This window comes from Frateuria sp. (assembly GCF_013362045.1).
Taxonomy (GTDB): domain Bacteria; phylum Pseudomonadota; class Gammaproteobacteria; order Xanthomonadales; family Rhodanobacteraceae; genus Frateuria_A.
On sequence record NZ_JABFWW010000087.1, the window covers coordinates 1 to 6108 of the forward strand.

Consider the following 6108-nt stretch of genomic DNA (forward strand, 5'->3'; position numbering starts at 1 on the left):
AAAAGCCCGCCAGCGCGGCGGCCGGGCGCGCCGGGAGCTGGCGCAGCACGGCGTCGCTGCGGGTGGCTTCCAGCAGCGAGCAGTGTTTCGACTGGGCCAGCTGGCCGAGCTTCTCCAGCGTGGTAGCGCCGACTTCCCTTTTGGGTACGTTGACCACGCGCAGGAACGCCGCGTCGTCGCTCGGGTTGGTCAGCAGGCGCAGGTAGCAGAGCACGTCCTTCACCTCGGCGCGGTCGAGGAAGCTCAAGGCGCCGGTCAGGTGATAGGGAATGCGCGCCAGGCGCAGCGCCTTCTCCAACGGACGGGCCTGGAAGTTGCCGCGGTACAGGATGGCGATGTCGTGCCAGCGCGCTTTGTGCTTCTCGGCGAGCGTGGTGGCAATGGCGGCGACCTTCTCCGCCTCGTGCTCGGCCTCCTTGCACTCGAGCACGCGGATCGGCGCGCCTTCGGGGTGCTCGCTCCAGAGCTTCTTCTCGTGCAGGTGCGGGTTGTTGGCGATCAGCCGGTTGGCCGCGCGCAGGATGCGCTTGCCGCAGCGGTAGTTCTGCTCCAGCTTGATCACGCGCAGGTTCGGCCAGTCGCGGCCGAGCTGGTCGATGTTCTCCGGGTTGGCGCCGCGCCAGGCGTAGATCGACTGGTCGTCGTCGCCCACGCAGGTGATGCGGCCGCGCTCGCCCGCCAGCGCCTTGAGCAGCCGGTATTGCGCATCGTTGGTGTCCTGGTATTCGTCCACCAGCAGGTAGCGCAGGCGCTCGCGCCAGGCGTCGCGGCACTCGTCGTCGGACTCCAGGATGGTGAGCGGCAGGCGGATCAGGTCGTCGAAGTCCACCGCGTTGAAGGCGGCCAGGCGCTGCTGGTACATCTGGTAGATCGTCGCCGCCTCCAGCTCGCGCGGCGCGCGCGCGGCGGCCAGCGCCTCCTCCGGCGAGAGGCCGGCGTTCTTGGCGCGGCTCAGCAGGTTCCTGATGCCGAACAGCACGTCGGGCTTGGCGCCCTTCGGGGCGAGCTCCTTGACGATGCCCTCGCTGTCGTCCGCATCCAGCACCGAGAAGCCGCGGCGCAGGCCGGCACGCGCGTGCTCGATCTGCAGGAACTTCAGCCCCAGCGCATGGAAGGTGCACACGGTGAGCGCGGCGGCGTCCTCGCTGCTGACCAGCTTGCCCACGCGCTCGCGCATCTCGCGCGCGGCCTTGTTGGTGAAGGTGATCGCGGCGATCTTGGATGCGGCGAGCTTCCGCCGCTGCACCAGGTGGGCGATCTTCTGGGTGATCACGGAGGTCTTGCCGGAGCCGGCGCCGGCGAGCACCAGCAGCGGGCTGTCGCAGTGTTCGACGGCGGCCAGTTGTTGCGGATTGAGCATGGAGCGAGGGCGGCGGCGGACGAAGAGGGATGGTAGCAGAGCGCCTCTCCCGCGCCGGACGCTTCGTCCATAATCGCGCCGTGGCGCACCGGCGGGGTGCGCGGGGAGCGCGGATGGAACGGGAGACGGCGGTCGAGCGATGCGACGTGACGGTGATCGGCGGCGGACCGGCGGGCAGCACCGTCGCGGCGCTGCTGGCGCGGCGCGGCTACCGGGTGATCGCGCTGGAGAAGGAGCGCCACCCGCGCTTCCATATCGGCGAGTCCCTGCTGCCGATGAACCTGCCGATCTTCGAGCGCCTGGGCGTGCTGGACAAGGTGCGGACATTGGGCGTGCTCAAGGCCGGCGCCGATTTCGAGGCGGACAACGAACGCGGCTACAACGTGTTCTCCTTCGGCCGCGCGCTGGGCGACAGCCCGCCGCACAGCTACCAGGTATGGCGGCAGGACTTCGACCGGATGCTCTACGAACACGCGCGCGAGTGCGGCGCCGATGCGCGTGAAGGACAGGAGGTGCTCAAGGTGGAGCAGGCCGGTCCGCGCGAGAGCCTGATCGAGGTGCGGGCCGGTGAGGGGCGCCATTACTGCATCGAGGCGCGCTACGTGGTCGACGCCAGCGGCCGCGATGCCTTCCTCTCCTCGAAGAAGAAGCTCAAGCGCAGGAACCGCCTGCACCAGAGCGCGGCGATCTTCGGCCGCTTCGCGAATGCCGCGCGCCGCCCCGGCGAGGACGCCGGCAACGTGAGCATCTACCGCTTCGAGCACGGCTGGATGTGGATGATCCCGCTGCCGGACGGCAGCATGAGCGTGGGCGCGGTGTGCTGGCCCGATTATCTCAAGCGCCGCCGCGGCGACACGCGCCAGTTCCTGCTCGACACGCTCCGGCAGAACGCCGCGCTGTGGCAGCGGCTGGACGGCGCCGAGCTGGTCGACGAGGTGCGCGCGGCCGGCAACTATTCCTACGATTCCACGCAGATGGCCGGACAGGGCTGGATCCTGGTGGGCGATGCGTTCGCCTTCCTCGATCCGGTGTTCTCCTCCGGCGTGTATCTGGCGATGGACGCCGCCGAGCGGGCGGTCGAGGTGGTCGACGGCGCGCTGCGCGAGCCCGGGCGCGAGGCGGCGCTGCAACGCGCTCTGGAGAAGCGCCTGCGCGAAGGCATGGCGCGCTTCGCCTTCTTCATCTACCGCTTCAACGAGCCGGTGATGCGGCAGATGTTTCGCGATCCGCGCAACGTGTGGCAGCTGGAGCAGGGCGTGATCTCGATGCTCGCCGGCGACCTGTTCGACGCGCCGCGGGTGTTGCTGCGGCTGCGCCTGTTCAAGCTGGTCTACGCGATCATGGTCCTGCGCAACGTCCGCCGGTGGTGGGCCGGCCACCGCCAGCGCCTCGCGCAGGCGCGCGCCGGATGAGCGCTGCCGCGCCTACAATGCCCCGTTTCCGCTGACCGGTCCGGCTCGCGCCTCATGGCCAAGCTCTATTTCTATTACTCGGCAATGAACGCCGGCAAGACCACCACGCTGCTGCAGAGCGCCTACAACTACCACGAGCGCGGCATGCGCACGTTGATCCTCACGCCCGCGCTGGACGACCGCTACGGCGAGGGCGTGGTCGCCTCGCGCATCGGGCTGAAGGCCAACGCGCGGCGCTTCGGCGCCGACGAGAACTTGTTCGCGCTGGTGGAAAAGGACATCGCCGATCGCGGCGCGCTGCACTGCGTGTTCGTCGACGAGGCGCAGTTCCTGGGCAAGGCGCAGGTGTGGCAGCTCACCGACGTGGTCGACCGGCTCGGCATCCCGGTGCTCGCCTACGGCCTGCGCACGGACTTCCGCGGCGAGCTGTTCGAGGGCAGCCGCTACCTGCTGGCCTGGGCCGACCACCTGGACGAGATCAAGACCATCTGCCACACCGGCCGCAAGGCCACCATGGTGGTGCGCGTGGACGGGCAGGGCCGGGCGGTGACCGAAGGCCCGCAGGTTGAGATCGGCGGCAACGACCGTTATGTCTCGGTCAGCCGCGCCGAGTTCAAGCACATCACCGAGGGCCGCGGCCGTATCGAACTGCAGCAGAGCGTGCTGCCGCTCGACGACAAGCGCTGACGCCTTTCGCTCCCTCTCCCCCGGTCCGCCGGGGAGAGGGCTGGGCAGAGGGGAGGCCCTTGTTCTCGAACAAGCAAACCTAAGGAACCCCATGACCGCCACCCCTGAAGCCTGGCCGCGCCCCTACTGGCAACCGGGCGGCGAAGCCATCGTGCTCAACTTCTACGTCTTCGGGCGCTTTGCCGAGGACCTGGCGATCCCCGCCGCGCGCTACGCCAGCCGGGGCCTGCCGGAGGGCGTCGGGCTGCAGCGCTTCGCGCACACCGCGCTGCGCGGCTGGGAGGGCTACCCGCTCAAGGGCGCGCTGGGCGAATTGCTGAAGGAGGATGCGCCGGCCGCTTTCGACCTGGCCCGTGCCGCCCCCGAGGTACTGGTGGTACGCGGCGAGCTGCCCGACCGCGACAGCCTGGACTACCTGCGCGACACGCTGGGCGTGCTCGCCGGCCTGCTGGACGTGGGCGGCTGCGCGATCCTCGACCCGCAGATCCTGACCCTGTTCGAGGCCGCCGCCTGGCGGCGCCACTACCTGATCGCCGGCGGTGCGCCGCCGCGCCACCATGTGCTGATCCTGCGCAACGCCGGCGATACGGCAGGCCGCGCCCACGTGCACACCCGCGGCCTGCGCAAGTTCGGCCGGCCGGACCTGAGCTTCCGCGATGTGCCCGAAGCCCTGGCCGAGCAGGCCGGCCTGCTGTGCGAGCGGCTGGTCGAGCTGCAGGCGCTGGGTGCGCAGTTCGTGGACGGCCAGCCGCTTGAGGTGGAGGGCCTGCCCGGCGAGCTGGTCGCGCACCTGCGCGGCAGCCTGGACGACCCGCACTTCAACAACACCCACATCGCCTTCGACTGGCCGGGTTGAGCCGAGGCAGAGGGCGGCCCGGAGCGCCCGGGCCGCCCATCGTGCGGCGGTCCGGCTACTGCCCGCCCTGGTACGACGCCAGGTAACGCCCGGCCGCCACCGCATACGCGGCACGCGTCACCACGTTGCCGGGGTCGAAGTACGCATGCAGGGTCGGCTGCAGGTCGTACGGACCCTGGGTCAGCGCGAAGCGCGCGTTGATCACGCCGCGGTCCAGCGCCAGCTGCACGTAGCCGCGCAGGTCGGCCGGGATCAGGCCGGCGTCGTCGAGCGGGATGCGCTGGCCGTCGTAGAACGCGGTGAGTGCGCCGGTGTAGGCGCGTGCCTCGTCCTGCAGGGCTAGGCTCTGCACGAGCGAATAGGCCAGACTCAGCCGCGTCACGCTGTCGTTGGGATGGAACTGGCCGCCCCACAGGTTCATCACGCCGTCCTGGCTCTGGCTGGTATCGCGCAACGCGCCACCGCGCGCGATCGCCGACTCGGCAAACGGGTAGGCGCTCTTGCCGGTGCCCAGGTCGGTGAAGCTCGGCTGGCCGTCGAAGGGCAGGTACTGGCGCACGCTAGTGCCCATCACCAGGTATCTGGCCAGGTCGCTGCGCTTGAGCGGGTCGTCGGGATGGTAGAGCCCGTCGGCCAGGCCATCCACCAGCCGGTTGGCGACCGCGAACTCGATCGCCTGGCGTGCCGGATGGCTGGCGATGTCGCCCAGGCCGGTGTAGCCGCCGCTGTTGAGGAAGCTGACCTCGCCGTTGACCGTGCCGGGTGCGGCATAGCCGTTGGTGACGCCGAGCGGGTCCACCTTGGTGCCCGAGACCGAGCCGATGCCGCGCACAGTGACCTTCCACACGCCCGGCTTGGCCGGCGCGCCGGTGGTGACGGTGTCGCCGAGCACCGGCAGGGCGATCGACGAGCCGTAACGCACGCCGTCGGGGTCGATCAGCACCAGCGCCAGCGTGTTGGCGTCGATGGTGGCGCGCGCGCTGACCCAGGCCACCTCCGGCCCCACGGTGAAGCTCTGTTCGCCCACCGGCCCGACCGGGGCGAAGTCCACCGAGAACGGAATCGGCGGCGCGCCCGGCGTGACCAGCGCGTTGCTGTTGAAGCTGTGCAGCGCGTTGACCGTGGCGCCGAAGCCGCTGCGGATGCCGGCGGCTTCCGCCACCGCGGTATAGGCATTGATGTGCCCCGCGCCCGCTTCCCAGCCGAGCCGTCCGGTCATGTTGGTGGCGGTGCGCCGCAGGATGTCGCGCACCTGCGCCGGCGTGAGGTTGGGGTTGGCCTCCAGCATCAGCGCGACGATGCCGGCCACGTGCGGGGTGGCCATCGAGGTGCCGCTCATGATCGTGTAGAACGGCAGGTACGCCGCCGGAATCACCGCCGCATCCTGCTGTGCGGCGAGTGCCGGCAACGTGCCGGTGCTGTCGCGGGTGGAGATGATGTCGACGCCCGGCGCCACGATCGTCGGCTCGTTGACGTAGGTCCACTGCGCGCCGTCGGGCATGGTGAACGTGCCGCTCTCGCCGCGCTTGCCGCGCGAGGAGAAATCGGTGAGCACGCCGTTCTTCTCGCTGGCGCCCACCGAGATCACCCACGGCGCCTGCGCGTAGGGGTTGTGCGTGTCCTCGCCCGGGCCGTCGTTGCCGGCGGCGAACACGGTGACGATGCCGCGCTTGTAGAGCTCGTAGGAGGCCACGTTGACCGGGTCGGCCGGATCGAACTTGCCCGAGCTGCCCCACGAATTGCTGACCACGCGGATCGGGTTGGCATAGCTGAACTGGTTGGTCGCCGCGTAG

Annotated in this window: 5 protein-coding genes; 3 read left to right on the forward strand and 2 right to left on the reverse strand. The window is 70.1% G+C overall.

What is annotated here, in order from left to right; all coding sequences use genetic code 11:
- Positions 1 to 1360, reverse strand: a 1360-nt coding sequence (locus HOQ08_RS04275) for a UvrD-helicase domain-containing protein (RefSeq protein ID WP_291192002.1), incomplete at its 3' end; no start/stop codon positions are given.
- A gap of 113 nt (positions 1361 to 1473) precedes the next feature.
- Between HOQ08_RS04275 and HOQ08_RS04280 the strand changes: the two genes are divergently transcribed.
- From HOQ08_RS04280 to HOQ08_RS04290, 3 genes are all read left to right on the forward strand, one after another.
- The gene (locus HOQ08_RS04280; RefSeq protein ID WP_291192004.1) at positions 1474 to 2772 is read left to right on the forward strand and encodes an NAD(P)/FAD-dependent oxidoreductase; all 1299 of its coding nucleotides are present in this window, start codon (positions 1474 to 1476) and stop codon (positions 2770 to 2772) included.
- Positions 2773 to 2826: 54 nt separating this feature from the next.
- Positions 2827 to 3459 carry a thymidine kinase gene (locus tag HOQ08_RS04285; RefSeq protein ID WP_291192006.1) on the forward strand — a complete coding sequence of 211 codons (633 nt, stop codon included), beginning with the start codon at positions 2827 to 2829 and terminating at the stop codon, positions 3457 to 3459.
- A 91-nt stretch (positions 3460 to 3550) separates the two neighbouring features.
- Positions 3551 to 4315, forward strand: coding sequence for a hypothetical protein (locus HOQ08_RS04290; RefSeq protein WP_291192008.1), 765 nt, complete (start codon positions 3551 to 3553; stop codon positions 4313 to 4315).
- 55 nt (positions 4316 to 4370) lie between these two features.
- On the opposite strand, the gene HOQ08_RS04295 is transcribed toward HOQ08_RS04290, so the two are convergent.
- On the reverse strand, positions 4371 to 6108 hold a 1738-nt coding region (locus HOQ08_RS04295), incomplete at its 5' end, for a S8 family serine peptidase (protein WP_291192010.1).

Coding starts and splice junctions, on each gene's coding strand:
- HOQ08_RS04280 (WP_291192004.1), top strand. CDS start 1,474: ATGGAACGGGAGACGGCGGTCGAGCGATGCGACGTGACGGTGATCGGC.
- HOQ08_RS04285 (WP_291192006.1), top strand. CDS start 2,827: ATGGCCAAGCTCTATTTCTATTACTCGGCAATGAACGCCGGCAAGACC.
- HOQ08_RS04290 (WP_291192008.1), top strand. CDS start 3,551: ATGACCGCCACCCCTGAAGCCTGGCCGCGCCCCTACTGGCAACCGGGC.